The sequence below is a fragment of the Rhodanobacter thiooxydans genome (assembly GCF_030291135.1).
Taxonomy (GTDB): domain Bacteria; phylum Pseudomonadota; class Gammaproteobacteria; order Xanthomonadales; family Rhodanobacteraceae; genus Rhodanobacter; species Rhodanobacter thiooxydans_A.
The window spans coordinates 479,902-504,544 of the sequence record NZ_CP127409.1 but is presented as its reverse complement, the minus strand read 5'-3'; the positions used below and the strand labels follow the sequence as shown (position 1 = coordinate 504,544).

General features: G+C 68.4%; 23 protein-coding genes. 8 read left to right on the top strand and 15 right to left on the bottom strand.

What is annotated here, in order from left to right:
- Positions 1–120: 120 nt before the first annotated feature.
- Positions 121–1,005, top strand: coding sequence for an ABC transporter ATP-binding protein (locus QQA13_RS02140; protein WP_108470615.1), 885 nt, complete (start codon positions 121–123; stop codon positions 1,003–1,005).
- A gap of 20 nt (positions 1,006–1,025) precedes the next feature.
- Positions 1,026–4,625 carry a M1 family aminopeptidase gene (locus tag QQA13_RS02135; protein ID WP_108470614.1) on the top strand — a complete coding sequence of 1,200 codons (3,600 nt, stop codon included), beginning with the start codon at positions 1,026–1,028 and terminating at the stop codon, positions 4,623–4,625.
- A 2-nt stretch (positions 4,626–4,627) separates the two neighbouring features.
- On the opposite strand, the gene QQA13_RS02130 is transcribed toward QQA13_RS02135, so the two are convergent.
- The 8 genes from QQA13_RS02130 to QQA13_RS02095 all read right to left on the bottom strand — a co-directional run bounded on the left by QQA13_RS02130 (position 4,628) and on the right by QQA13_RS02095 (position 9,474).
- The gene (locus QQA13_RS02130) at positions 4,628–5,488 is read right to left on the bottom strand and encodes a mechanosensitive ion channel family protein (RefSeq protein WP_108470613.1); all 861 of its coding nucleotides are present in this window, start codon (positions 5,486–5,488) and stop codon (positions 4,628–4,630) included.
- Between the two features lie 73 nt (positions 5,489–5,561).
- Complete coding sequence (locus tag QQA13_RS02125) at positions 5,562–5,870, bottom strand: DUF2845 domain-containing protein (RefSeq protein WP_108470612.1); 309 nt, start codon at positions 5,868–5,870, stop codon at positions 5,562–5,564.
- A 66-nt stretch (positions 5,871–5,936) separates the two neighbouring features.
- A complete protein-coding gene (locus QQA13_RS02120; RefSeq protein WP_108470668.1) occupies positions 5,937–6,512 on the bottom strand; it encodes a DUF924 family protein in 576 nt (191 codons plus the stop codon).
- Positions 6,513–6,524: 12 nt separating this feature from the next.
- Positions 6,525–6,965, bottom strand: coding sequence for a DUF2383 domain-containing protein (locus QQA13_RS02115; protein WP_108470611.1), 441 nt, complete (start codon positions 6,963–6,965; stop codon positions 6,525–6,527).
- 114 nt (positions 6,966–7,079) lie between these two features.
- A complete protein-coding gene (locus QQA13_RS02110; RefSeq protein WP_108470610.1) occupies positions 7,080–7,832 on the bottom strand; it encodes a DUF2884 family protein in 753 nt (250 codons plus the stop codon).
- A gap of 69 nt (positions 7,833–7,901) precedes the next feature.
- Complete coding sequence (locus tag QQA13_RS02105) at positions 7,902–8,375, bottom strand: hypothetical protein (protein WP_108470609.1); 474 nt, start codon at positions 8,373–8,375, stop codon at positions 7,902–7,904.
- On the bottom strand, positions 8,375–8,905 hold the full coding sequence (locus QQA13_RS02100) for a peroxiredoxin (RefSeq protein WP_108470608.1): 531 nt from the start codon (positions 8,903–8,905) through the stop codon (positions 8,375–8,377). The genes QQA13_RS02105 and QQA13_RS02100 overlap by 1 nt, the downstream gene beginning before the upstream one ends.
- 110 nt (positions 8,906–9,015) lie before the next feature.
- Positions 9,016–9,474 carry a hypothetical protein gene (locus QQA13_RS02095; RefSeq protein WP_108470607.1) on the bottom strand — a complete coding sequence of 153 codons (459 nt, stop codon included), beginning with the start codon at positions 9,472–9,474 and terminating at the stop codon, positions 9,016–9,018.
- 267 nt (positions 9,475–9,741) lie between these two features.
- On the opposite strand from QQA13_RS02095, the gene QQA13_RS02090 reads away from it, so the two are divergent.
- Positions 9,742–10,158 (top strand): universal stress protein, encoded by a 417-nt coding sequence (locus tag QQA13_RS02090; RefSeq protein WP_108470606.1) that lies wholly within the window; start codon positions 9,742–9,744, stop codon positions 10,156–10,158.
- A gap of 108 nt (positions 10,159–10,266) precedes the next feature.
- Positions 10,267–11,088: a ferritin-like domain-containing protein gene (locus tag QQA13_RS02085; protein WP_108470605.1), complete on the top strand. Its 822-nt coding sequence runs from the start codon at positions 10,267–10,269 to the stop codon at positions 11,086–11,088.
- Between the two features lie 3 nt (positions 11,089–11,091).
- On the opposite strand, the gene QQA13_RS02080 is transcribed toward QQA13_RS02085, so the two are convergent.
- From QQA13_RS02080 to QQA13_RS02065, 4 genes are all read right to left on the bottom strand, one after another.
- Positions 11,092–11,550 (bottom strand): DUF6491 family protein, encoded by a 459-nt coding sequence (locus QQA13_RS02080; protein ID WP_108470604.1) that lies wholly within the window; start codon positions 11,548–11,550, stop codon positions 11,092–11,094.
- Positions 11,551–11,628: 78 nt separating this feature from the next.
- The gene (locus QQA13_RS02075; protein ID WP_108470603.1) at positions 11,629–12,363 is read right to left on the bottom strand and encodes a hypothetical protein; all 735 of its coding nucleotides are present in this window, start codon (positions 12,361–12,363) and stop codon (positions 11,629–11,631) included.
- Positions 12,364–12,433: 70 nt separating this feature from the next.
- Complete coding sequence (locus tag QQA13_RS02070) at positions 12,434–13,297, bottom strand: LytTR family DNA-binding domain-containing protein (RefSeq protein ID WP_108470602.1); 864 nt, start codon at positions 13,295–13,297, stop codon at positions 12,434–12,436.
- Positions 13,298–13,473: 176 nt separating this feature from the next.
- Positions 13,474–13,776: a DUF3247 family protein gene (locus QQA13_RS02065; protein ID WP_108470601.1), complete on the bottom strand. Its 303-nt coding sequence runs from the start codon at positions 13,774–13,776 to the stop codon at positions 13,474–13,476.
- Between the two features lie 222 nt (positions 13,777–13,998).
- On the opposite strand from QQA13_RS02065, the gene QQA13_RS02060 reads away from it, so the two are divergent.
- From QQA13_RS02060 to QQA13_RS02045, 4 genes are all read left to right on the top strand, one after another.
- Positions 13,999–14,916 carry an arginine deiminase-related protein gene (locus QQA13_RS02060; RefSeq protein ID WP_108470600.1) on the top strand — a complete coding sequence of 306 codons (918 nt, stop codon included), beginning with the start codon at positions 13,999–14,001 and terminating at the stop codon, positions 14,914–14,916.
- Between the two features lie 87 nt (positions 14,917–15,003).
- On the top strand, positions 15,004–15,672 hold the full coding sequence (locus tag QQA13_RS02055) for a glutathione S-transferase family protein (protein WP_108470667.1): 669 nt from the start codon (positions 15,004–15,006) through the stop codon (positions 15,670–15,672).
- 87 nt (positions 15,673–15,759) lie between these two features.
- Entirely contained in the window at positions 15,760–16,089 is a 330-nt protein-coding gene (locus QQA13_RS02050) for a hypothetical protein (RefSeq protein WP_108470599.1), read from the top strand.
- A 169-nt stretch (positions 16,090–16,258) separates the two neighbouring features.
- Positions 16,259–17,869: an MFS transporter gene (locus QQA13_RS02045; protein ID WP_108470598.1), complete on the top strand. Its 1,611-nt coding sequence runs from the start codon at positions 16,259–16,261 to the stop codon at positions 17,867–17,869.
- Positions 17,870–17,930: 61 nt separating this feature from the next.
- Here the strand turns inward: QQA13_RS02045 and aceE are convergent, their stop codons facing one another.
- From aceE to QQA13_RS02030, 3 genes are all read right to left on the bottom strand, one after another.
- On the bottom strand, positions 17,931–20,645 hold the full coding sequence (gene aceE, locus QQA13_RS02040; protein WP_108470597.1) for a pyruvate dehydrogenase (acetyl-transferring), homodimeric type: 2,715 nt from the start codon (positions 20,643–20,645) through the stop codon (positions 17,931–17,933).
- 194 nt (positions 20,646–20,839) lie between these two features.
- The gene (locus QQA13_RS02035) at positions 20,840–23,131 is read right to left on the bottom strand and encodes an NADP-dependent malic enzyme (RefSeq protein ID WP_108470596.1); all 2,292 of its coding nucleotides are present in this window, start codon (positions 23,129–23,131) and stop codon (positions 20,840–20,842) included.
- Positions 23,132–23,230: 99 nt separating this feature from the next.
- Positions 23,231–24,514 (bottom strand): flavohemoglobin expression-modulating QEGLA motif protein, encoded by a 1,284-nt coding sequence (locus QQA13_RS02030; RefSeq protein ID WP_108470595.1) that lies wholly within the window; start codon positions 24,512–24,514, stop codon positions 23,231–23,233.
- Positions 24,515–24,643 lie beyond the last annotated feature (129 nt).

Below are 24,643 nucleotides of genomic sequence, written 5' to 3'. Positions count from 1 at the left end.
TCGCCGCGCCATTTACCATGCGCATACGTATGCATGACCTTGAGCGCACGCACCGGGCCGCCCCCTTCCCGTAACCTGACCCGCATGACCAAGCCGCATGGCGGCGCAGGAAAACACCCCATGCTGACCATTCGCGACCTGTCGAAGACCTACGCCAACGGCGTGCGGGCGCTGCGCGGCGTGTCGCTGGACATCCCCAACGGCATGTTCGGCCTGCTCGGCCCGAACGGCGCCGGCAAGTCCTCGCTGATGCGTACCATCGCCACGCTGCAGGGCCCGGACGAAGGCACGATCCGGCTGGGCGGGATGGACCTGCTGGCCGACAAGCAGGCCACCCGCCGCCTGCTCGGCTACTTGCCGCAGGAATTCGGCGTCTACCCGAAGGTGTCGGCCGAGGCCCTGCTGGAACACTTTGCCGTGCTCAAGGGCGTCGTCGCCAAGGGCGAGCGGCGCGAGCTGGTGGAATCGCTGCTGCGCCAGGTGAACCTGTGGGACGTGCGCAAGCGCAAGCTGGGCACCTACTCCGGCGGCATGCGCCAGCGCTTCGGCATCGCCCAGGCGCTGATCGGCGACCCGCGGCTGGTGATCGTGGACGAACCCACCGCCGGGCTCGACCCGGAGGAACGCAACCGCTTCCTCAACCTGCTGGCCGAGATCGGCGAGCGGGTGGTGGTGATCCTGTCCACCCACATCGTGGAGGACGTCACCGACCTGTGCTCGCGCATGGCGATCATCGGCCAGGGCCAGGTGCTGCTCAGCGGCGAGCCGGCCGAGGCGATCCGCTCGCTGGATGGCCGGGTATGGCGACGCACGATCGACAAGGCCGAACTGGACGGCTACCGCGCCCGCATGAACATCCTGTCCACCCGCCTCGCCGGCGGCCGCACCCTGCTGCACGTGCTGGCCGACGCGTTGCCGGAAGAAGGCTTCGAAGCCGTCGCGCCCGACCTGGAGGACGTCTACTTCGGCCGCCTGCGCGCGCAGGCCACGGTGCAAGCCGCCTGACCGCGCGGCGAGGACGACCGATGTTTTCCGAAATTCTCCGCTTCGAGCTGCGCCAGCAACTGAAGGCACCGCTGTTCTGGATCATCGCGGCGGTGTTCGCCGCGCTGGCCTTCGCTTTCGCCAGCACCGACGCGGTGATCGTCGGCGGCGCCAGCGGCAACGTGCTGCGCAATGCGCCGCTGGTGATCGTGCGGCTGCTCGACAACCTCGCGCCGCTGTGCCTGCTGCTGGTGGCCGTCTTCGTCGCCGGCGCGGCCCTGCGCGACTTCGACCATGGCACCGCCGAACTGATGTTCACCACGCCGGTGCGCAAGCGCGCCTATCTCGGCGGGCGCTTCGCAGCGGGCTACCTGGTGACGGTGGCGATCATGCTGCTGTGCGCGCTGGGGCTGGCGGCGGGTGGCAGCATGCCGTGGATCGAGGCGGCGCGGCTGGGGCCGCCGGACTGGCGCGGCTACGCCTGGGCGTTCGGCGTGATGCTGCTGCCGAACCTGCTGTTCATCGCGGCATGGCTGTTCCTGCTCGCCACCGCCACCCGCTCGCTGCTGGCCACGCTGATCGGCGTGATCGCCTTCATCGTGTTGCTCTCGGTGGCCAGGCTGCTGACCCAGGACGTCAACCACCACGCACTGGCCGCGATCCTCGACCCATTCGGCAACCGCACCCTGCAGATCGTCACCCGCTACTGGTCGGCGGACCAGCTCAACCGACAGTTGCCGGCGCTGGACGGCCTGCTGCTGTTCAACCGACTGCTGTGGACCGGCATCGCGGTAGTGCTTGCCGGCGCCGCGTTCGCGCTGTTCCGCACCGACCGCGAGGGCCTGCGGTGGCGCCGGCGCACGCGGCGCGCAGAGCCGCCGATCCTGCGCCACGCCGCCGGCACCACCGCGCCGGCGCCGCCGGCGGCGCAGCTGGCAAGCGACGGACGTGCGCAATGGGTCCAGCTGCGCCACCTGCTGGTGTTCGATACCTGGAGCGTGCTGCGCGGCGTGCCGTTCCTGGTGATGCTGGTGTTCGGCCTGGTCAACCTCGCTTTCAGCCTGGCGCTGTCCGGGCGCATCTACGGCACCGCCACCTGGCCGGTGACGCACAGCGTGCTGGAGATATCGCAGGGTGCCCTGCAATGGCTGCTGTACGTCATCGTGATGTTCTACGCCGGCGAGCTGGTCTGGCGCGAACGCATGCAGCGCAGCGCCGAGGTCAGTGACGCGTTCCCGCTGCGGGACTGGGTGCCGCTGGCGGCAAAGCTGGGCGCCTTGCTGGCGGTGATCGTGGTTTTCCTCGCCTGCGGTGCGGTGTTCGGCATCGGCTGGCAGCTGGCCCACGGCTACACAGACATCGAGCCAGGCCTGTACCTGGGCACGTTGGCGTTGCAGGCGATTCCGCTCGCACTGCTGGCGGTGCTGGCGCTGTTCCTGCAGGTGATGTCCAACAACCGCTTCCTCGGCTATCTGCTGACCGTACTGTGGTTCGTCTGCCAGATCGCCTTCCCTCTGCTGCACTGGGAGCACAACCTCTACAACTACGCCGCCGCGCCCTCCACGCCGTATTCGGACCTCAATGGCTTCGGCCATTTCCTCAAGGCCACGCTGTGGTTCGACTTCTACTGGGCTAGCTGCGCCGTCGCCTTGCTGGTGCTGGCGGCGCTGTTCTGGGTGCGCGGCACCGGGCAGTCGTGGCGCGAGCGGTGGCGCGAGGCAGGCGCGCGCTTCCACGGACCGTCGCGTATCACGCTGGGGCTGGCACTGCTGGCCTTCGCGGGCAGCGGTCTCTGGATCTACTACAACACCAACGTGCTCAACCACTATCGCAGCGGCGCCGCGGAAAAACGCGGGCGCGCCGACTACGAGAAGCGGTACGCGAAATACCTCGACGCACCGCAGCCGCGCATCACTTCGGTACGCACCGAGGTGGACATCCACCCCTACCGGCGCCGGCTGGAGATCCGTGGCCACTACACGCTGCTCAACAGGACCACGGCGCCGATCGACACGCTGTACGTGAACTTCGACCCCGACTTCACGGTGAATTCGCTGGACTTCGCGCCGCACGACACGGTGAGCGACGACAAGCGCATCGGCTTCGCCATCTACACATTGCGCACGCCGCTGGCGCCGGGCGCGTCGATGCCGTTCGACTTCGACATCACCTATGCGCCGCAGGGTTTCACCAACGAACCCGACGGCAAGTTCCTCGCCCACAACGGCACGTTCTTCAACAGCGGCGTGCTGCCGCAGTTCGGCTACCAGCCGCAGAACCAGCTCGTCGACCGCAACGACCGCCGCAAGTACGGCCTGCCGCTGGACGTGCCGCGCATGCCTCCACTGGGCGACCAGAAGGCGCGCGCCAACACCTACATCAGCAACGACGCCGACTGGATCGACTTCGATACCACAGTCTCCACCGCCGCCGACCAGATCGCGCTGGCGCCCGGCGAGCTGCAGAAGGAGTGGATCGCCGGCGGCCGGCATCATTTCCACTACACCACGCTTCATGACGGCGGGCAGCACCCGATGCTGAACTTCGCTGCGTGGATGTCGGCGCGCTGGGCGGTGAAGCGCGTGGACGACCACGGCACCACCATCGCCGTGTACTACAACCCCGCCCACTCCTGGAACGTGGACCGCATGATCGAGGGCGCGCGGGACGCGCTGGCGTACTACGACACGCATTACACGCCCTATCAGTTCCGCCAGCTGCGCATCGCCGAAGTGCCCAACTACTACGGCTTCGCGCAGTCCTTCCCCGGCACCATCGCGTTTTCCGAGGCACTGGGCTTCATCGCCGACCTGCGCGACAAGAGCCGGATCGACTATCCCTACTACGTCACCGCGCACGAAGTGGCGCACCAATGGTGGGCGCACCGGGTGGTCGGCGCGAACATGCAGGGCTCGACGATGCTCAGCGAATCGCTGGCGCAGTACTCCGCGCTGATGGTGATGAAACAGAAGTACGGCGCCGGCCAGATGCACAAGTTCCTGAAGTACGAACTGGACGGCTATCTGGCGGGACGTGCCACCGAGAAGCTGGCCGAGGAGCCGCTGGCGAAGGTCGAGAACCAGCAGTACATCCATTACAAGAAAGGTTCGCTGGTGTTCTACGCCCTGCAGGACTACGTCGGCGAAGGCATGCTGAACGCGGTGCTGAAGCAGTTCCTCATCGACAAGGGTTTCCAGCAACCGCCGTACACCACTTCGCAGGAATTCATGGACGCGCTGGGCAAGGCGCTCGACCCGAAGTGGCAGCCGCTGCTGGACGAGTTGTTCTGGAAGATCACCCTGTTCGACAACCGCCTCACCGGCGCCACCGCGAAGAAGCTGCCGAACGGCAAGTACGAAGTGACCCTGCAGGTGCACGCCGGCAAGGTCTACGTCGACGGCAGCGGCAAGGAAACCGCGGCGAAGCCGGACATCCCGATCGAGATCGGCGTGTTCGCCGCTCCGCCAGGCAACGGCAAGGACGGCAAGCCGCTGTACCTGGGAAAACGCCTGCTGCCCGACGGTGACAGCACGCTCACCGTGACCGTCGACGGCAAGCCCGCGCTGGCCGGTATCGATCCCTACAACGAACTGATCGACAAGGTCTCCGGCGACAACCGCCACGCGGTGGAGGTGCAGTAGCTTCAATCGGCCTTTGGCACGCCCTGCACCAGGGTGACTTCGCGCGGCACCACGGGGACGCTGATCTGTTGCGCGTCGATCCGCCGCTTGATCGCGTGCAGCAGGTCGGTCTGCGCGCCCCAGTTGTCGCTGCCGAGGGTCCAGCCGCGCAGCACCAGGTTCACCGTCTGCCCGCTCAGGCCCTCGATCCATACGCCGGGAGCCGGATCCTTCAGGATGCGCGGGTCCGCCGCCATCAGTTGCATGATCGTGGCCATCACCTGCTCCGCATCGTCGCGATAGGCGATGCCGAACTTCAGCTCGAAGCGCCGCGTGCCCCGGCGGTTGTAGTTGATGATGGCGTCGCCGCCGACCTTCGCGTTCGGCAGGATCGCCTCGCGGTTGTCCGGCAGCAGCAGCTGGGTATGCATCAGGTTGATGCTCTGCACGGTGCCCTCGGTGCCGCCGGCGCTGACGTAGTCGCCGACCCGGAACGGCCGGAACACCACCAGCAGCACGCCCCACGCCAGGTTGCTGAGCGAGCCCTGCAGGGCCAGCCCGATCGCCAGCCCGGCGGTGCCGAGCGCGGCGACCATCGGCGCCGACGGCACGCCCAGCACGCCCAGCGCGGTCACCACCAGCAAAACCACCAGCACGCCGTAGATCAGGTTGCGCAGGAAGCCGCCAAGCGTGGAATCGACACTGGCCCGGCCCAGCGCGCGCTGCGCGAAATTGGCCAGCCGGCGTGCCACCCACATGCCGACCAGCAATACCAGCAGCGCGCCCGCCAGGCGCAACCCTAGCTGCACCGCCTGGTCGGTATAGCTGGAAACATCGGGCGTTGCAGCAGCACGCGCGGCCGACGCGACGGAGATATCGAACATCGCTTCGCCTTCCGTAGAAAAACCGGAGGCCAGCCTAACAGGCGGCGATGAAATCATCGCCAACCCGGGCGCTTCAGAGCCGGCGATCCTCGATCTCGCTGACCCGGCCATCGACGATGGTCACCACGGTGACGTGGTCGCCGCGGCGGTAGCGCCACTGCTCGCCGCCCTGGTGGTTGTCCACCACGCGCACGCCGCCGCGACGGCCGCCGTGGCTGCGCGGCTTGCGTGCGTGTGATTTCGAGGTGGGCTTGCCCAGCAGCTCGACCACCCGCTCGCGGCTGTCGCCGGCGGTGAGTACCTGGTTGCCCACGCGCAGGGTGCTGGACGCCTGCACGGCGGCACTGAACGCGAACAAGGCGATGACGAGACGAATGCGCATGACCTGCTCCCTGGTCTGACTGGAATGGACTGACTGCAACCCCGGAACCGCCGATCGCGTCGCGTCTCAGAAACCGGTGCCCGGCTGGGCCAGGTAGAGCGCTTCTTGCGGCGTATCGGTCCGACCGAGTGCGGCGTTGCGATGGGGAAAGCGGCCGAAGCGCGCGATCACCTCGCAGTGGCGGCGAGCATAGTCCAGGAATTCCTCGAACGGTTGGCGCTGTGCCGTCGGCACTTCCGCGCACAACGCCTCGAACAACGCCACCGAACGCCGCTGCAACGCCAGATTCTCGGCATGTTCCAGCGGCAGGTAGGCGAACACGCGCTGCACGGCGGGCAGTTGCCGGTCATCACCACGAGCCAGCCCCGACAGCGCCACGCGCTGCGCGCCGGCGTCCGTCGCCCAGGCGCGCGGGTCGTGGCGGTACAGGTTCCGCGGGAACTGGTCGAGCAGGATCAACAGCGCGAGCCAGCCCGATGGCGTACCCGCCCAGTCGTCCAGCCGGCCGTCAGCGGCAGCCTCGACGGCTTCGCCGAAGCGCTCGCGGATCTGCGCATCGAACACGGCATCGGCGGCGAACCAGTGGTCGGCGCCCGCTTCGGCAAACCAGAAATCGAGGACGTCCTGTGCGGTCGCGGGCATGGCCACTTTCGTTCAATAGCGCGCGGTACCGGCCAGGCTGTGCATGTCCAGGTGGATGCCGCGCAAACGCGGCAATTGCCGGCGCAGCACCAGCACCGACTCGGCGGGGGCGGCGGCGATGGCCTGCTCGAAGCCATGCAGCAAGGCACTCTCGCCATGCGCCAGCACGCGGATCCAGGCGCTGTCGTGGCGCGCGGCGGTGCGCACCAGCCAGCCGGCGAGATGCCGGTGGACGGTGCCGTGCCAGCTGCCGTGCTCGCACGGCCTGTCGCCGCGGTCGCGCAGTTGCGCCTGCAGGTCGGCGATCAACAGGTCCAGCGTGTGCACGTTGTCGTTCAGCACCATGCGCAGGCCCGGTTCGCACGCCGCCGCGGCATGGCGATAGAGCTGGCGCAGATCGATGCTGCGCCGGATCAGGGTATTGCAGGTGGATACGGGCAACTGCCGCGGCATGGCCGCCTCCGGGCGGATCGGGGTCGATCGGTGCGCCATCCTGGCCCCGGCCCACTTAGCCGGAGATTAACCACGCGACCAACCGTGCGGCAGTCAGCTGACGACAGGCCCTGCTCACTGCTGGACCTGCAGCAGATCCAGCGGCTGCCCGTTGCTGCCGCGCACGCCCTGCTGCAAGGCCGCGAGCCGCTGGATCGACGGGCACAGCGCCTCGATCTGCGGACGCAGCACCTGCAGGCGCGACTGCAGGCGCGGGCGCAACGCGGTGGCGAGGTCGGTGGCGCGATCGCGCAGGCTGGCGGCCGCCTGCAGGTCGCCGGCCAGCGCCGCGTTGATCGCCTGCTGGCCAAGGTCGGCCGCCAGCAGCGGCAGCAGGTCGCCGGCGATCTGGTTCATGGCCTGGTTGGCGGCATCACCCTGCCAGTCGTGCGTGCTCTGGCTGACCGAGATGCGCCGTTTCAACTCGGCCGCATGCGCATCCAGCCGGCGGTTGAATTCGGCCCGCGTATCGGCGCCCAGGCCCATGCCGTCGGCTTCTGCCCGCAGCGCCTGCGCGGCGATGTCCACGCCGTTGCGCGCCACCGTGCGCACCCGCGGCGCCAGTGCGCGCAGGTCGCGTTCGAACAGGGCCAGCCGGTCCTCGTCCTCCGCATTCAGCTTCACGATGGCACCGTCGGTGCGCAGCGTCCCCTGCCGCAGCTCGACGTGGAACGGCGCGGGCGCCGGCCGATCGAACAGCAGGCTGCCGGGTTTCAGGGTGACGTCGTAGCTGCTGCTGGCGTGGCAGGTCGTCGCCAGGTCCTGCGCGTGCAGCCACGGCGCAGCGAGCAGCAGGGTGAACAGGAACGGCAATCGCGACAGGCGCATGAAAATTCCCTGGAAATGGACCCGCTCAGCGATAGCCGACGTTGCCGCAACCGCCGCTGAACTGCTCGCTCAACGTGGGCGCGGACGGAACTGCGCGCGCACCGCCGGCCGGCCCAGTTGCCAGGCCAGCCCCAGCAGCAGCGGGATCGCGGCAGCCTTGAGCGCCAGGCCGACCTGCCAGGTGCGCTCGGCCCGCGCGATCATCCACAGCGCCACCTCGCCCAGTTGCGGCTGCGCCTGCGCATGCTGCCTGGCGGTGTCGAAATCGCCCCATTGCTGCAGCATCAGCGCACCCGAGACCAGCGCCCACACGGCCAGCAGCACGGCCAGCACCTGCAGCACCGGCCGTGCCCACGCCTGGCGCAGGATGCCGCCGGCGCAGGTCGCGAAGACCACCAGCGATGCCGCCAGATAGGAGTATTCGGCATGCTGCAGATACTGCACGGCACCCAGCGCGGCAAACAGCAGCAGGATCCACACGCCGATCGCCCAGGCCGTGAAACCCCGCGCCGGCGCGGGGTCGATGCGCACCGCCAGCGGCATCAGGGCGCCGCCTTCAACGCGGCGAGATCGCCCAGCACCTGGGCCGAGTTCTTTTCCGGGTCGACATCCACGTAGACCTTGGCCACCCTGCCCTGCGGATCAATCAGGAAGGTGGTGCGTTTGGCGTAGTGCATGCCGATGTGCGAGGCAAGCACACCGTAGGCAGTGGCCACGCTGCGGTCGGCGTCGGCCAGCAGCGGGAACGGCACGTGGTACTTCGCAGCGAATTCGGCGTGCGACTTCACGTCGTCCAGGCTCACCCCGATCACCTCGGCACCGGCCTGGCGCAGCTTCGCGATGTCATCGCGGAAGGTGCATACCTCGGTGGTGCAGCCGGGGGTGAAATCCTTCGGGTAGAAATACATCACCAGCCAGTGGCCGTGGAAATCGGCCGGCGTGCGCCAGTGGCCGTTCTGGTCCTGCAGGCGGAACGCCGGAGCGCTGTCGCCGACTTGCGGGGTGGCGGCAAATGCCGGGATGGCCAGGGCACACAGCAGGGTCAGCACGAGCAAGCGGGAAAGACGGCGCATGACGGACTCCGGTTCGGGGAAGGGAGCAACTGGAAGCAGCCGCCACAGTTTACGCGTCCCCAAGAAGGAGGGCGCCTCCGGCGCCCTCCTTCCTCATGCGTGCCTCGGCATCAGCGCTCGCTGATGGTGAACTTGCCCACCGAGATGCCCAGGTTGACGCCTTCGCCGGAACCGGCCAGCGCCAGCGAGGTAGTGCCCTTGGTCAGCACCTGCACGGTGCCGCTCTTCACCACGCCGGCCTCGGCGCCGGCCTGCGCATAGTCGCCGTAGACGTCGGCGATGCCATGCACCTTGCTGATCTCGCCCTTGCCATTGTCGATGTGGTACTTGCCGGCAGTGAGACCGCCGCCAACCACGGCGATCTTCACGTTGGCGCGCTGGCCGTTGTCGCAGGTGACCGTGCCGCTGCCCTCGGCATGCTTGTAGATCAGCGACCAGCCGGACAGGCTGTAGACGAGGTCGCATTTCACCGATGCTTCGGCAGCCTGCGCGTTGCCAGACGGCAGCACGGTCATGGCGCCAGCGCAGGCAACTACCAGGGCAGCCATTCCAAATGTACGCTTGATCATCGTCGTCTCCTTCCGCTTTCCGCGGGTGGTTCGTCATGCGCCGCGGATGCAGGATGGCAGCCGCAGCGGGTGAGAGGAGGTTGTGCAGGACAGCGTGACATTCGCGTGCAGAAGCATGACTGCCCGTTCAGGTTTCTGCCTTGATGTCCTGCTGACGAAGCACCGTGCAGACTGCCGCCGGCAGGCACGGCATCGCCCGGAGGTTGTGGCACGGCGGGCACCCTGCATAGACTCGGCACGACGATGCCGGCAAAGCGAAGGAGCACCATGGTCAAGTATTCACTGGTCGGTTACGACGGCTCTGACGCGTCCCGTCGCGCGTTCCTGTTCGCGATCGACCTGGCTCGCGCCTGCGCCGGGCGGGTGCGCGTAGTGTCGGTGCTGCAGGTGACGGAAGGCGGTGCCGATGCCGCGGCGCTGATGATGGCCGACTCCGGCACCCGGCGCGTGCAGGAACTGCTGGATGAGTTGACGGCGATCGTGCCGGATGCGGCAACCCTGGTCGACGTCGAGCTGGTCTACGGCAGTCCCGGTGATGTGCTGCTGAGCCAGATCGACCAGCACCAGGTGGATCACCTCGTGATCGGCCATACCGAACGTGGCGCGCTGGCGCGCTGGCTGCTCGGTTCGGTGTCCGGCAACGTGCTGGCGCGCGCTCACGTGCCGGTGACGGTGGTGCGCTAAGTCGGCCGGCGTTAATCCGCCGCAGCGACCAGGCCGTATCCTGTGTCATCTTGCCGTCACCTACGGACGGCCACCGGCCGCCGCCATCGCCGCACGGGGACATTCGCCTTGAATCCATCCACCGCCCTGCCCTGGACCCTGGAGAGCATCGACCTCGACCGCATCGAGGTCGCCCGCGTGCGCCACGACGAGGACCTGTTCTTCCTGCTGTGCAGTTCGTCGTTCGTGGAGAGCGGCTCGGACCTGTACTCGCAGAACCTGATCGAGCATTTCGCCGGCGACCAGGAGTTGCAGACCTGGCTCAGCCAGCACTGGGAGCACGAGGAACTGCAGCACGGCCGCGCGCTGGCCGCCTACGTCCGCAAGGTCTGGCCGGAATTCGACTGGGACAAGGGTTTCCAGGCGTTCTGGAGCGAGTACGGCGCGGTGTGCACGGCCGAGCAGCTCGAACCCGACCGCGGACTGGAGCTGGCCGCGCGCTGCGTGGTGGAGACCGGCACCGCCAGCCTGTACCGCGCGCTCAACGAGATCACCGACGAACCGGTGTTGAAGCTGCTGACCAACCACATCAAGAGCGACGAGGTCCGCCACTTCAAGTATTTCTACCAGCACTACCGGCTGTACCGCGAGCGCGAGGGCTTCGGCCGCTACAAGGTGTTCCGCGCGATCCTGCGCCGGGTCAACGAGATCAAGAGCGAGGACAGCGACATCGCGCTGCGCCACGTGTTCAACCAGTGCTACCCGCAGCACCAGGGCAACGAGGCCGAGTTCCGCCGCATCAGCAACCGCGCGCAGGGCCTGCTGCGCCGGCACATCCCGGCCGGGATGACGGTGAAGATGCTGCTCAAGCCGCTGGACCTGCCGCCGCGTCTGCAGGGTGCGCTGGAAAAGCCGCTGGCGAAGATCACCGAGAAGCTGTTCCTGCACTGACCCTCATTGCGCTGCGGCAGGCTTGCCCGCGTTGCGCGCCGCGCTCTCGATCTGCCGCTGCTGCTGCTGCGCGAGCTTCAGGCTTTTCACGTCGATCGGGCGGATCTGCGTGATGGTGCAGGGAAAGTTGTGCCGCCCGGTGAGTACCTTGTCGAAGCCCACCATCACCTGGTCGAGGTTGGAGGTAAGCCCGATGCTGTTGACGAAGCGCAGCTCCTGGCAGCCGCCGAGGTCCAGCAGCCAGGCCTTGTTCGGCTGCGTGTAGACGGCCAGCTCGGTGTCGCCGAGCGGCTCCCACGAGTACAGGCTGAAGAAGCGGAAGCTGCGCACCGGTGCGCCGGCCGCGGCGGCGTAGACGGCCTGGCGCTCGCTCATGCGCTGGGCGTACGGCACGCTGGAGCAGCCGACGCACAACAGGCCCAGCATCAGCACACCGGCAGCGATCAGGAGTGGCTTGGACATGATGCGGTCCTCGATGGAGACTCTACCTGTCCAGACGCATGGGCGCCGTTTCGGTTGACGCTGTCCAGCGCGGACCGGCTACTTCTTGCCGCCCTTGCCCACGGGAACCCACTTCGCCGGGTCGAAACCGCCCACCTCGTAGACCAGCGTCTGCTTCTTCTCGCCGTCGACCAGGGTGACGTCCATGCTGATCTTCTTCGCCTTGCGCAGCATCGCGATGAAGCCGTTGTCGTCGCGGATCATCAGCGCCGGCTCGCCGGTGGACGGCGCGAAGGCCTTGATCCGCACCGGCTTGACGTCGACCGTGGCGGCGAGGGTGCAATTGCCGCGGCAGACGAAGCCGGGCTTGCTGCCGTACAGGAACACGCTCTGGCCCCACGCGGTGTGCCGGCGCAGCACCAGCCGCACGCGCTCGCCGCCGGCCGGCAGGCTGTTCTCGATGGTGGCGGTGGACTGCGTGCCGCCGGCCATCGGCGCCACCTGGTACAGCCACAGCCCGGCCAGTCGGCTCTTCTCGCTGGCCGCGGTGTAACGCTGCTCGATCGCCGGCAGGGTCTTCTGCACCTCCATCGCGGCGTCGCTGCCGGGGAAACGCTTGACGATGTCCTTGCCCATCGACACCGCCATCTCGTCGTTGCCGATGCGCAGCAGCTGGCGGTAGGTATCGAGGTTACGCGCCGCGTCGGCCGCCTGCGCCTGGGCCTGCTGCTGCTCTGCGGTCGGCGCCGGCGCGCTGCCCTGCGGCGAGCAGCCGGCGAGCAGCCAGGTGGCGCAAAAGGCCATCACGGCGTAGCGGAAAAAAATGCGATTCATCGGCGACCTGCCTGACGGGAACAAGCCGCTAGCTTGGAACGATCCGCGGTCACCACGCAACCGCACCGGTTCAGTCCGCCTGGCCGAAACGCTCGCGCAGCGCGGCGCGGTAGCGCCGGCTGCAGGGAATCTTCGCGCCGTCGCGCATCTGCAGGCGTGCGTCGCCGCTTTCCAGCGGTTCGATCTCGACCAGGTAATCGAGGTTGACGAAATGGCTGCGGTGCACCCGCACGAAGCGCGCCGGGTCGAGCCGCTCCTCGATCCCGGCCATGGTCGCGCGCAGCGGATAGTCGCGCCCGCGCACGTGCAGGTTCACGTAGTTGCCCGAGGCCTGCAGCCACTCGATCTCGCTGGCGTTGAGCAGGAACTCCTTGCCCAGCTTGCGCACCAGGAAGCGCTCGGGGCGCTCCACCGGTTCCACCGGCGCCCCCTCGTCCGGCGCGGCCAGCAGTTTCGCCTCGCCCTGCTGGCGCAGCCACCACAGCCGGTACAGCACCAGCGTGCCGACGATCACGAAATAGGTGCGGATGTCCTTGAGGTATTCGTAGCCGAAATTGAACCACCACGGCCCGAACCGGTAGTGCCCGCCGCTGACGGCATAGGCCAGCGTGCGCAACGCGATCATGCCGCCGACGTGGATCAGGCTGAACGGCACGCTGGCCAGCACGTGCAGCGGCAGGTTGCGCCGCCAGTTGTCGAGACGGATCGGCCAGCGCCGCTCCACGGCGATCACCGCCGGCAACAGCGCCAGTATCACCAGCGCGCTGCTCCATTCCCACACCCACGGCTCCCACGCCTCCACGCGACCGGCATGGTCGATGCGCGAGTCGATGCTGTTGAAGACCGCGTTCAACGCGATGAACAGCAGCCAGGCGGTCACTTCGAGCGGCCGCCGCCAGCGCTGGTAGAAGGTGTAGCCACGGGTCGTGGTCATGCGGCGGATTCTACGCAACTCGTCCCGCAGCTCGCCCCTGCCCGCCGCGATTCGTCACAGCGGCCCGGCCAACGGTCACTTCCGCCGCGACTGGCCGACGACCTGGCCTGAACCCGAAGTCCGCGGTCGCGCGTCCGGCACATGCCGGGCTCGCGCACGTCGAACGCTTCGCCCGCTCAGTTTTCGCTCGCCATGATCGAATCGACGTGTTCGACCCGCGCGATCTGGTCGAGCCAGACCTGCCGACTCCACGCCGGCACGTCGGGGCGTTCCAGTTTCACCGTGGCATTGATTCCTTCGCGCTCGTCGGCATCGCGAAACAGCTGCACGTTCGGTCGCGTGACGACCACGCCGTCGCAGCTGCTGCCGTCCTTGAGCAGCAGCACGACATGGCCATTGGCCGGCAATTCCCGGACCAGCGATTCGAGCTGCCGGATGCTGGCCGGGTCGGTGTAGACACGTTCCGCCGCTCTGCCCATGGGACTTGCCTCGCAAGATGGGATCGGCTGCCAGCCTGGTCGGCAAGATGGCAAGCGCGCGTCAATTTACCCGTCCGCCAGCTGAACGGAGGCACCGGGCCGCCCCGAAGTTCGCCACCTGCCATCGTCGGCAAGCTCACCAGAAGCCGCTGCGCGGGCCGAACCGGCAGCGGATATGCTGCGAGGGCCTTTCCGATGTCCACCAACGCAGGAAGCCGCGCCATGATCGCCACTTCGCCGACCGAATTCCTCGAAGCATTTGCCACGCTGGCGCCGCTACCGGAAGCCGCGGCGACTGCACGGGCGGCATTCCTGGTGGCGCCGGCCGAATTCGCCCTGGCGGAGGAATCGGCGCGCGACAACCGCTACATGGACACGAGCCTGGCGGTCGACCCGCTCAGGGCGCTGGCCCAGCACGGCGCGCTGGCGCAGGCACTGCGCGCGGACGTGCCGGTGATCACCTTCCCCGGCGACCCGGCGACGCCCGACGCGGTGTTCCCGAACAACGTGTTCGCCACCGCGCCGGGGCGGCTGATCGTCGGCCGCATGCGCCACCCGGTACGCCGGCGCGAGGCCGAACGCGCCGACATCCGGGCGTTCTTCGGCGAGGTGCTGGGCTACGACGAGATCGACCTGTCCGGCTGCGACGGCCTCGTCGCGGAGCTGACCGGCTCGCTGGTCATCGACCGCGCCCGTGGCGTCGGTTACTGCGGCCTCAGCGAGCGCTGCGACCTGGCCGGCGCCGAGGCGATGCACAAGGCGTTCGGCCTGCGCCTGACGTTCTGTTTCGAGCTGGCCGAGACCGAGTACCACACCAACGTGGTGCTGGCGCTGCTGGCCAGCCGCGCGGCGATCATCGCCGCCGACGGCTTCCGCGACCCGGCCGCGGCCCAGGCGATCGCCCATGCCTGCGGCGATCGTGCGATCTGGCTGACCCCGGCGCAGAAGCAGGCCTTCGCCGGCAACGCGATCACCTTGTCCGACGGCTGCGTGTGGATGAGCGCCTGCGCCGCCGCCGCGCTCACCGACGGGCAGCGCGAAGCACTGGCTGGCTACGGCTTCGCGATCGGCACGGTGGAACTGGACGAGATCGAGAAGGCCGGCGGCAGCCTGCGCTGCTGCGTCGGCGAGATCTACTGAATCCTCCTCCTGGCGGGAGCCCGCAGGATTCGGGACAGCACATCGCCCGCCACGTCCTTCCGCAAACCAAGCGCCATGGAACAGCCCATGATCATCGTCCATCATCTGAACAACTCACGCTCGCAGCGCATCCTGTGGCTGCTCGAAGAACTCGGCCTGCCGTACGAGATCAAACGCTACCAGCGCGACCCGAAAACCATGCTGGCACCCGCCGAACTGCGCGCGGTGCATCCGCTGGGCAAGTCGCCGGTGATCACCGACGGCGAGCTGACCCTGGCCGAATCCGGCGCGATCATCGAATACCTGGCCGACCGCTACGCAGCCGGCACGCTGATTCCCGCGCACGGCACGCCGCAACGGCTGCGCTGCAACTACTGGCTGCACTACGCCGAAGGCTCGGCGATGCCGCCGCTGCTGCTGAAGCTGGTATTCAACCGGGTCGAGCACGCCCCGGCGCCGTTCTTCGTGAAGCCGGTGGCACGCGGCATCGCGCGCAAGGTGCTGCGCAACTTCGTCGAACCGCAGCTGAAGCTGCACCTGGATTATCTGGAAGGCGAACTGGGCGACAGCGAATGGTTCGGCGGCGATGTGTTCAGCGTCGCCGACATCCAGCTCAGCTTCCCGCTGGAAGCGTTCGCCGCCCGCGGCGGGCTGGACGCCGGCTATCCGCAGCTGTCCGCCTTCCTGCAGCGCATGCATGCCCGGCCGGCGTACCAGCGCGCGCTGCAGCGTGGCGGCGAGTACCGGCTTGGCTGAACGCAAGCGCGCGCAGGCTGCCGCTGTTTACGCCCCGCTCACGACATCGCTGGCAGCCTGCAAGGCCAGACGCGAAGGAGAACTCCCATGCGCAAACACGATATCGAGCACCGGCTCCACGATACCGCCGAGCATGTCACCGGGCGTGCCCGCTACTACGCCGACGGCGCCAGCAGCAGTGCGCAGGACCTGCTCGAACGCGGCCGCCGCCGCATCCACGAACGCTTCGGCGGGCGCGGCTCCTACGGCCGGCAGCTGAGCCGGGCGGCCGAGGACTTCGCCGACGAGGCGAACTACCACTATCGCCGGTTGCGGCGCCAGGTGAACCGCCATCCGGCGGCGACCGTGGCGATCGTCGCCGGCACCATCGGCGCGTTCCTGCTGCTGCGCCAGGCGTTCCGCCGCGACGACGACTGACCCGGCACCGGCAACAAGCCGCACCAACACACCCACGAGACCCGCCATCGGCGGGTTTTGTTTGGCCGTCCAAACGGGAACGGTACGGTCACGCTCCATGCCGCCCCGCCGGCGCACGCCATGATCGCCGCTGCTAAGCTGGATACCTGCACGCCCATCCGGCCGATCCATGCGCTCGAAAGACCTCACCTTCCACCACCCCGCGGCGTTCTGGCTCGGCTGCGCTGCGGTGGTCGCCGGCGTGCTGGCGCACCTGCCGATGCTGGCGATGGCCGCGCCGATGCATTACCGGCTCGCCGGCATGCCGATGGACAACGCCATGCTCGTCGGCATGGCATTGGTGCCGCTGGGCGTACTGCTCGCCGGTTACGGCCTGATGCCGCGGCTGGAACAGATGCGCCGCACGCTGCATCCCGACCGCGACCCGCTGCCGTTCCACGCCGCCGACCACGTGCCGCTCAACCGCGAACACTGGAAGCTGGTGACCGTGCTGACCATCGCGCTGGCGGTGGACGTGATGAAACCGGCCACGATCGGCTTCGTGATGCCGGGCGTCTCGACGGAGTACGGCATCGGCGCCTCCACCGCCGGCCTGCTGGCGCTGTCGGCGCTGACCGGCACCGTGATCGGCTCGGTGGTGTGGGGTCGCCTCGGCGACCTGTTCGGCCGCCGCGCGACGATCCTGCTGTCGGCGCTGATGTTCATGGGCACCTCGATCTGCGGCGCGATGCCGGCGTTCGGCTGGAACCTGGTGATGTGCTTCATGATGGGCGCCGCCGCCGGCGGTATGCTGCCGATCACCTTCACCCTGATGGCGGAGACCATCCCGACCCGGCACCGCGGCTGGCTGCTGGTGGCGCTGGGCGGCGTCGGCACCTCGGCCGGCTACCTGCTCGCCTCCGGCGCCGCGACCCTGGTCGAACCCGACTTCGGCTGGCGCGCGCTGTGGCTGCTCAACCTGCCCACCGGCGCGCTGATCATCCTGCTCAACCATTACATTCCCGAATCGCCGCGCTTCCTCGCGCTGGCCGGCCTGGAGGATCAGGCGCGCGCGGTGCTGCAGCGGTTTTCGGGCACGGCGACACCGGCGGTTCCGCCGGTCCAGCTCGACAGCGAAGCGGCCCGGCCCGATCCGCATGGCTCCGCCCGCGTCGGCATGCGCCAGTTGCTGCGCGGAAGGCATGCGGCGATCAGCTGGGGGCTGATGGTATGCGCGGTGGCCTGGGGGCTGGCCAATTTCGGCTTCCTGCTGTGGCTGCCGGCCAACCTGGTCAGCCTGGGCATCGACGCGCAGGCCAGCGCCGCGCTGCTGGCGCGCTCGGCGATCCTGGCGCTGCCCGGCATCGTCCTGGTGGTGTGGTTCTACCAGCGCTGGAGCAGCATCCGCACCCTGGTGCTGTTCATCGGACTGACCGCGCTATCGCTGCTGTTCTTCTTCGCGATCGCGCTGGCCAACCTGCGCTCGACGACACTGACCATCGCCGGCACGGTGGCCCTGCTGCTGAGCATCAGCGGGGTGATCGCCACGTTGATCCCGTACGCGGCGGAGATCTACCCGGTGCACCTGCGCAGCACCGGCGCGGGGCTGATCGCCGGGGGCTCGAAGTTCGGTGGCATCCTCGGCGCGCTGATCGGCGTGGCCGGCCTGTTCGAACACTTCATGCTGTCCGCGCTGCTGATCGCGCTGCCGATGATCGCCGCCGCCTGGCTGCTGGCGCGCAGCGGCATCGAGACGCGCGGCCACGGGCTGGAAGCAATCCAGCACGCGCTGTCGGAATAGCCGCAAAGGAAAGCCGCCTCGCGGCGGCTTTCCCTGTCGTCGACGCCGGGCGCCCGATCGTTCACACCGTCAGCGGGTTCGGCTTGTCCGGGTCGAGCTTGTACTCGCGGATCGCGCGCGCCACATCCTTGGCGTTGACCTTGCCTTCCTTCGCCAGCGCAGCCAGCGCGGCATGGGCAATCCAGTAGCGGCTGATCTCGAAGAACTCGCGCAGGTGCTCGCGGGTATCCGAGCGGCCGTAGCCGTCGGCGCCCAGCGCGGTGAAGGAGCGCCCGTCGGGTACGAAGGCGCGCACCTGGTCCACCACGCCGCGCACGTACTCGCTGGCGGCGATCACCGGGCCGTCATGGTCGGCCAGGCACTGCGCCACGTGCGGCACGCGCGGTGCCTTGGCTTCCGGGTGCAGGCGGTTCCAGCGTTCGCAGTCGAAGCCGTCGCGCGACAGTTCGCTGAAGCTGGGGCAGGACCACACGTCGGCCTTCACGCCGAAGTCGGCATCCAGCAGCTCGGCGGCCGCGACCGCCTCGAGCACGGAACCGCCCGCGGCCATCAGCTGCACGCGCGGCGCGCCGTTCTTGCCCTTGCCCTTGGCGGCGCCGGCTCCCGAATCGCGGAACAGGTACATGCCCTTGACGATGCCGTCGTAGCAGCCCTCGGGCATGTCCGGGTGGGTGTAGTTCTCGTTGGTGGTGGTGATGTAGTAGAAGACGTCCTGCTGCTCCTCGTACATCTCCTGCACGCCACGATGCAGCAGCACCGCCACCTCGTAGGAGAAGGTGGGGTCGTAGGCGCGGCAGTTGGGCACGGTGCCGGCCATCAGCTGCGAGGCGCAGTCGGAGTGCTGCAGGCCCTCGCCGGGGAAGCTGGCGCCGGCGGTGGCGCCGATCAGGAAGCCGCGCGCGCGCTGGTCGCCGGCGGCCCAGATCAGGTCGCCCACGCGGCGGAAGCCGAAGAACGAGTAGTAGATGAAGAACGGCAGCATCGGCTGGTTGGACACCGAGTAGCTGGTGGCCGCGGCGATCCACGCCGACACGCCGCCGGCCTCGGAGATGCCTTCCTGCAGCACCTGACCGTCCTGCGCCTCGCGGTAGTACAGCAGTTGGTCGGCGTCCTGCGGACGGTACTTCTGGCCGAACGGCGCGTAGATGCCGATCTGGCGGAACATGCCTTCCATGCCGAAGGTGCGCGCCTCGTCGGCCACGATCGGCACCACGCGCGGGCCGAGCTGCTTGTCGCGCAGCAAGAGGTTCATGCCGCGCACCAGCGCCATGGTGTTGGAGATCTCGCGCTCGCCGGTGCCGGCGGTGATCTGCGCGAAGGCGGACAGTTCCGGCGCCTTGCACGGCACGTCGGTGCGGCGGCGACGCTGCGGCAGGAAGCCGCCCAGCGCGCGGCGGCGCTCCTGCATGTATTCCACCTCGGGCGAGTTCGCACCGGGGTGGTAGTAGGGCACGCTGTCGAGCTTGTCGTCGCTGATCGGGATCTGGAAGCGGTCGCGGAAATGGCGCACCGCATCGCCGGTCATCTTCTTCTGCTGGTGGGTGGGGTTCTCCGCCTCGCCCGAACCGATGCCCATGCCGTAACCCTTCACCGTCTTGGCCAGGATCACCGTGGGCATGCCCTTGGTGTTCACCGCGGCGTGGTAGGCCGCGTAGACCTTGTGCGGGTCGTGACCGCCGCGGTTGAGGCGCCAGATGTCGTCGTCGCTGAGGTTGGCGACCATCTCGCGCGTCTGCGGGTACTTGCCGAAGAAGTGCTCGCGCGTGTACGCGCCGCCGAACGCCTTGCACGCCTGGTACTCGCCATCGACGGTTTCCATCATCAGCTTGCGCAGGATGCCGTCCTTGTCGCGCGCCAGCAGCGGATCCCAGTAGCTGCCCCAGATCACCTTGATCGCGTTCCAGCCGGCGCCGCGGAACACGCCTTCGAGTTCCTGGATGATCTTGCCGTTGCCGCGCACCGGGCCGTCCAGGCGCTGCAGGTTGCAGTTGATCACGAAGATCAGGTTGTCCAGCCCCTCGCGGCCGGCCAGCGCGATGGCGCCCAGCGACTCGGGCTCGTCCACCTCGCCGTCGCCGAGGAAGCACCACACCTTGCGGTCGGACTTGGGAATCAGGCCGCGGTTTTCCAGGTAGCGGAAGAACTGCGCCTGGTAGATCGCCTGGATCGGGCCCAGGCCCATCGACACCGTGGGCATCTGCCAGTAGTCGGGCATCAGCCACGGGTGCGGGTAGGAGGTGAGCGAGCGCTCGCCGCCGATCACGTCGGCGCGGAACAGGTCGAGCCGGTCTTCGCTGATGCGGCCCTCGATGAAGGAGCGCGCGTAGATGCCGGGGCTGATGTGGCCCTGGTAGCCGATCAGGTCGCCGGGATGCTCCGCGCTGGGCGCGCGCCAGAAGTGGTTGAAGCCCACGTCGTAGAGCGTGGCGCTGGAGGCGAAGCTGGCGATGTGGCCGCCCAGCGAACCCGGCTTGCGGTTGGTGCGCACCACCATCGCCATCGCGTTCCAGCGGATCAGCGAGCGGATGCGCCACTCCATCGCCGCGTCGCCCGGGCTCTTCGCCTCGTTCGCCGGCGCGATGGTGTTGACGTAGGCGGTGGTGGGGTCGAACGGCAGGTGGCCACCCGAGCGACGGGTGGTGTCGACCATCTGCTCCAGCAGGAAATGCGCGCGCTCGGTGCCGTCGTGATGGATCACCGCGTCGAGCGAGTCGATCCACTCCCGGGTTTCAGTAGGGTCGATGTCCTGGTTGAGGATGTCGTCGAGCTGATCCATGAAGATTCTCCGCAGCGCCGTTGCAGCGCCCATGCTTTGAGGGGGATACCCCGTCGCCGGGGGATGACGGCGGGATCATTGTCCAAGTCTAGCCGCTGGCCCGGAGGGCCGCCAATGCAGGCTCCATGCGGCGGCGCACGGCAAGCGGGTTGCCGGCGCCGGATCGGCCAGCCCGGCGCGGGTGGCCGGAACGCTCAGCCGGACTGGCGGTTCTGCGCGCGGATCTGCGCCTCGACGCAGGCCACCGCGCTCATGTTCACCACCCGGCGCACGGTCGACTGCGGCATCAGGATGTGCGCCGGCTTGGCCACGCCCATCAGGATCGGCCCGATCACCACGCCGTCGGAGAGCATGCGGGTCATGTTGTAAGCGATGTTGGCCGCGTCCAGGTTGGGGAACACGAACACGTTCGCCTTGCCCTCCAGCCGCGAGTTGGGGAACAGCTTCTCGCGCAGCGTAGGCACCAGCGCCACGTCGGCCTGCATCTCGCCCTCTACCTCCAGCCGCGGCGCGCGGGCGCGAATCAGTTCCAGCGCCTTGCGCATCTTCTTGGCACCGCAGGTGTCGCGGCTGCCGAAGTTGCCGCCGGACAGCAGCGCGATCTTCGGCACGATGCCGAACAGCTTCAGCCGGATCGCCGCCTGCAGGGTCGCCTCGGCGATCTGTTCCGGGCAGGGATCGTCCTGCACGTGGGTGTCGAGGTAGAAGAAGGTGCCCTTGTCGGTGGACACCGCGGCCATCGCCGACGGTTCGACCACGCCGGCATCCAGCCCGATGATGTCGCGGATGTAGCGCAGCTTGCCCTGGTACTGCCCGACCAGGCCGCAGATCATCGCGTCCGCCTCGCCGCGCTCGACCATCAGCGCGGCGATCGCGGTCGGCCGCGAACGCACCACCGCCTTGGCCATCGACGGGGTCACCCCGCGGCGCTCCATCAGGCGGTGGTAGTGCCGCCAGTAGTCGTCGAAGCGCGGGTCGGAGTTGATGTTGCAGATCTCGATGTCCACGCCCGGACGGATGCGCAGGCCAGCGCGCTTGATGCGCTTCTCGATCACCTCCGGACGGCCGATCAGGATGGGCCGCACCAGGCCTTCGTCGACCACCACCTGCACCGCGCGCAGCACGGTCTCTTCCTCGCCCTCGGCGTAGACCAGCCGGCACGGTGCGGACTTGGCACGCTCGAACACCGGCTTCATCAGCAGCCCGGTGCGGAACACGAAGCTGGTCAGCTGGTCGTTGTACGCGGCGAAATCCGCGATCGGCCGCGTCGCCACGCCCGACTCCATCGCCGCCCGTGCCACCGCCGGCGGCAGCTGGATCAGCAGGCGCGGGTCGAACGGTTGCGGGATCAGGTAGTCCGCGCCGAAGCTGGGCGGCTTGCCGCCATAGGCGCGCGCGCTGACATCGGACGACTCGCGCCGCGCCAGCGCGGCGATCGCCTTGACGCAGGCGATCTTCATCGGCTCGTTGATCACCGTGGCGCCCACGTCCAGCGCGCCGCGGAACAGGTAGGGGAAGCACAGCGCGTTGTTGACCTGGTTCGGGTAGTCCGAACGGCCGGTGGCCATGATGCAGTCCGGCCGCACCGCCTTGGCCTCTTCCGGGGTGATCTCCGGGTTCGGGTTGGCCAGCGCGAAGATGATCGGCCGCGCGGCCATGGTGGCGACCATCTCCGGCTTCAGGATGCCGCCGGCGGACAGGCCGAGGAACACGTCCGCGCCCTCGACGATCTCGGCCAGCGTGCGTGCCTTGGTGTCGCGCGCGTAGCGCTGCTTGTCGGGGTCCAGGTCGGTGCGTTCGGTGTGGATCACGCCGTGGCGGTCGAACGCCAGGATGTGCTCGGGCTTCACGCCCAGCGCCACCAGCATGTCCAGGCAGGAGATGCCCGCCGCGCCGGCGCCGGTGGTGGCCACGCGGATGTCCCCGATCTTCTTGCCGACCACGATCAGCGCGTTGAGCAGCGCCGCACCGACGATGATCGAGGTGCCGTGCTGGTCGTCGTGGAATACCGGGATCTTCATCCGCTCGCGCAGCTTGCGCTCGACGATGAAGCATTCCGGTGCCTTGATGTCCTCCAGGTTGATGCCGCCGAAGGTCGGCTCCAGGCTGGCGATGATGTCGACCAGCTTGTCCGGGTCGTTCTCGGCGATCTCGATGTCGAACACGTCGATGCCGGCGAACTTCTGGAACAGCACGCCCTTGCCTTCCATCACCGGCTTGGCCGCCAGCGGCCCGATGTTGCCCAGGCCCAGCACCGCGGTGCCGTTGGTGATCACCGCGACCAGGTTGGAACGCGCGGTGTATTCGGCCGCCGTGGTCGGATCCTCGACGATCGCGTCGCAGGCCGCGGCGACGCCGGGCGAATAGGCCAGCGACAGGTCGCGTTGGGTCAGCAGCGAGGTGGTCGGGGTGACCTTGATCTTGCCGGGGCGCGGCAGGCGGTGGTACTCGAGGGCAGCAAGGCGCAGTTCTTCGGGGAGGCTCATGAGGTGCATTTGGTCGATGAAGGGAAGTCGTCGGCCGCAGCGGACGACATCCTGTGATGTTAGCACCGGGGCGGCCTGCGCCGGCCCGGAACGGCGGCCCTAGACACTCGCCAGCAGTTCGTCGCCCTGCACCCGGTTCATGTGGATGCCGTTGATGAAGACCGAGAACGCCAGCTTGCCGGCCAGTCCGTGCACATGCTGCATCCACGGCGGCAGCCAGTGCGGCGGCAGGATCGCGCCGGAGGCGAAGTGTGGCTGCAGCGCGATCACGTCATGCAGGGTCAGCTTGCCGGCGAACAGGTGGCGCAGCAGGTCCATCCGGCGTTTCTTCAGCGCCCAGCGGAAAAACGTGTGCACGGTGAGCAGGCCGGAGAGGTACACATTGTCCTTGGCGAATGCCGCACCGCCACCCAGCGGCACGCCGCGGAACACGCGCTGGGCCGAGTGGAAACTGTCCGCCGTGCTCTGGCCGCAGGCGCTGAAGTACTTGAACACCTCGACGAAGTCGGCGCCGCCCAGCGCCATGTCGATCGCCAGGATGCGCAGGCTGATGCGCTTGAGCCGGGTGATGTCGATCGCGCCGGACATCAGCTCGGCGAACACCGCCAGACCTTCCTGGGTGGCGGTGACCCGCGGAGAAGTGCGCGCCAGCGAGGCCAGCAGCGGCTGCCGGCGGCCGTTCAGTGCGGTCAGCGAATGCACGAACGCCTCGTGCGCCAGCAGCTGGTGACGGTCGTATTCGCTGAAGCTGGCGCCGCCGCGCAGGCGGATGCGGGTGGCGCCGGCGGCCGCCTTCGCGGTCAGCTCGGGATCGACCTCGACATTGATGGTACCGGCGCCGAAGAAGTCGTCCAGGGTGGCGGCCAGGTCGCCGCGCAGCACGTCGGCCGGCACGTCCACGCAGCTGTCGTCGGCCAGCAGGTCCGCGCCCAGTTCGTCGGACAGTTCGACGAAGTAGCGCGCCGCGTCGAGGTTGCTGCGCTGGCTGCCGGGGATGGTGTCGTCCGGCCGTCCATACAGCGCGATCGACGGCGCGGTGACGCCGGCGCTGCCGACCGACTCCAGCATCTCGGCGGCGATACGCCAGGATTCGGCGGTGCGGCGCAGATAGTCGCCCAGCGGGTCGACCTGCGCACCCTCGCCCACGGCCGCCTCGATCGCCGCCAGCTCGGCGCGCGCCGCGGACAGGTCCGGCCGCGTGTAGCTCACCTCCGGCAAGGCGAAGCGGCCCTTGTCGTAGGCCTCGATCATGCGGCTTTCCAGCGACGCCGGCCACGCCACCGTGGGCAGGATGCGGATGCCGCGCACCGCCGCCAGCAGGCGCTGGTCGAGCGCGGCGTAGTGCCGCAGTTCGGGCGCGATGCTGCCGTCCGGCACATTCATCTCCCGGCTCCGCGTGACGAAGCGGTGCCAGCACGCTGCCCTGGATAGGAGAAAGACAACCGACGCATGCCTGCGCTCCGCTACGACAATGCCGCGATACTAGATGCTTTGGTGCGCGTCGTCCGCGAG